Raw genomic sequence first — 2,036 nt, 5'->3', positions numbered from 1 at the left:
ACGTAATTTAAGGGTTTTCATGTACTTATATTAACAATCAAAACTCAAGGAAAATAGTCCTTAGTTAAATCAAACGACACTTCATGTCGTGTCGCTTATATCTCTGACCTGAAGGACAGAGTTTTACCCTCCATTTGATAAAAAAACACCTGAATAGTGTTCAGGTGTTGGGAAAGGGACTTAAGAGATCGTCGAATGATTAGCCATTCTTAATGCGAATGATGCGATCGGTACGATCATTGACTAACACGTAGTCACCATTGATTTTGTACCATTGTTGATAACGACCGGTGTTCGGTAAGCGGCGCGCTTCACGATCACTCACTTTGTAGCGGCTTGAATCGAAATAACGAGGAAAGCTTTGACCAACACGCCAATCGCGGCTTGGATTTACACGACGAAAGTCATTACGGTCGTAGCGATTATTGTCATAACGGTTGTTGTTATTCCAATTGCTCGGACGGTGATCTTTGTCCCAACGGTTGTCTTGATGTTGGTATGACGGATGGTAACGGCGGTCATCTTGACGATGGTCTGGCGCAGCAATGGCTGCTGTTGTTGCCATCAAAGCCGATACGGAAAGAACTAAACTCGATACGATTTTGTTCATGGGACACCTCTATACATTTCTAATCTGTTTTTCGATGATTCAAAATTAGCGAGAAAGTTCAGAGAAAGCGTGGGGGCAATATAGTTGAATTGTGAAATGTATGGAGGAAATTTGAAGGTGTGTAAATGATCTGAACGCTAGGCAGCATCAGCTTTTGCGGTTAAACATTAAAAAAACCTCATAAAAAAAGCCCAGAGTTGATCTGGGCTTTAAAAATATGGCGAAATTAAATTCAAAACGGCTTACATACCTAAAATTTTCAGAATACTGTTACTATCTGAGTTGACCAATATGTAGTCATTATTGATTTTATACCATTGCTGATTACGCGATGGTTTAGGTAAGTTATGGTCTTTATAATCGACTTTATAACCATTACCACGGTAATGCTGTGGCATCACATAGCCCGTTTGCCATTTATGTTGTTGCAAACGTTTGACTCCACGTTGTTCACGCATACGGCGTCGATCTTCAAGATCGTCATCGTCCTGATAACCACGGAAATCACGATCTTTTTTCATTTGACCATATGCATTGCCGCGTGGGCCATCAAAGCCACGTTCATCGTTCTTGAAGTGAGGCGCTGCAGACGTGATGCTGCTTGCTATTAAAGCACTGAAAGAAATAGCCAAAATTGGCAAAATCTTTTTCATGTTCAACCCTCATGAGTAATTTATCTTCAATATCACTACTGTACGCATTAAATGCAGAGAAACTGTGAAGAAAGATGAATATTTCTTTAAATAAAACGAAGAGATTGCGGATATTATGCGATAAATTTGGCGCCGAGAACAATCTTTCCATCTTGAAAGCGATGGTCCGATAATGCGTGCTTTTTATCCTTGCAATGCAGTCTTGATCAAATTTGAGGTCTATTGTAAGCACGATCAAAAACGCCCATCAAGTCTTGATGGGCAAATAGGGTAGAGATACTGGAATGAAAACGGTGGGTAAATTCGGGTTTTAGTACCACTGCTCATTGAGGCATTGGAGTGAATAAATCGCTTGAGCCACAGATTCAGCTTGCTCGGCATCGTCCATTGCAGAGATCAAATTTTCAGTCAGTTGTAAGGTTTCAATTGAACGAATGGTTTCAATTTTACGTGTTTGATCAGCCATTTGGGTCTCCTTGCCGTCGGTCTATGTCATGGCAAGCAGTCTATGCTTTTATATTTAATTTGAAAAACCGAATATTATTATAAAAATAATTTAAAAATACGATTAATAGCAAGTGGGGTGATAAAACTGTCTTTTGATCAAAGCTTGTTGAATTTCAAGGTTAAAAAAAGGGCATCAAATGGCACTGCTGTCCCACAATTTTTCACAAGAGGAAGCTCATTTGAGCTTCCTCTTGTTTTATGGGTATTTTATCGGGTGAAAATAAAGCTTTTAAAGTTCTTCTTTCAAACAAATTCACTTGAATTAT

The 2,036-nt window shown here is 39.2% G+C and carries 3 protein-coding genes; all 3 read right to left on the bottom strand.

Features of this window, described 5'->3' with window-relative positions:
- Positions 1-199: 199 nt before the first annotated feature.
- On the bottom strand, positions 200-610 hold the full coding sequence (locus FTU17_RS17175) for an RcnB family protein (RefSeq protein ID WP_168379728.1): 411 nt from the start codon (positions 608-610) through the stop codon (positions 200-202).
- A 242-nt stretch (positions 611-852) separates the two neighbouring features.
- Positions 853-1,263 (bottom strand): RcnB family protein, encoded by a 411-nt coding sequence (locus tag FTU17_RS17170; RefSeq protein ID WP_078193274.1) that lies wholly within the window; start codon positions 1,261-1,263, stop codon positions 853-855.
- A 310-nt stretch (positions 1,264-1,573) separates the two neighbouring features.
- The gene (locus FTU17_RS17165; protein ID WP_180008593.1) at positions 1,574-1,729 is read right to left on the bottom strand and encodes a hypothetical protein; all 156 of its coding nucleotides are present in this window, start codon (positions 1,727-1,729) and stop codon (positions 1,574-1,576) included.
- Between the last annotated feature and the right edge of the window lie 307 nt (positions 1,730-2,036).

Source organism: Acinetobacter sp. YH12070 (assembly GCF_013419625.1).
Classification (GTDB): domain Bacteria; phylum Pseudomonadota; class Gammaproteobacteria; order Pseudomonadales; family Moraxellaceae; genus Acinetobacter; species Acinetobacter amyesii.
Note: the sequence above shows the minus strand (reverse complement) of the source record. Positions and strands in the feature narration are given on the sequence as shown.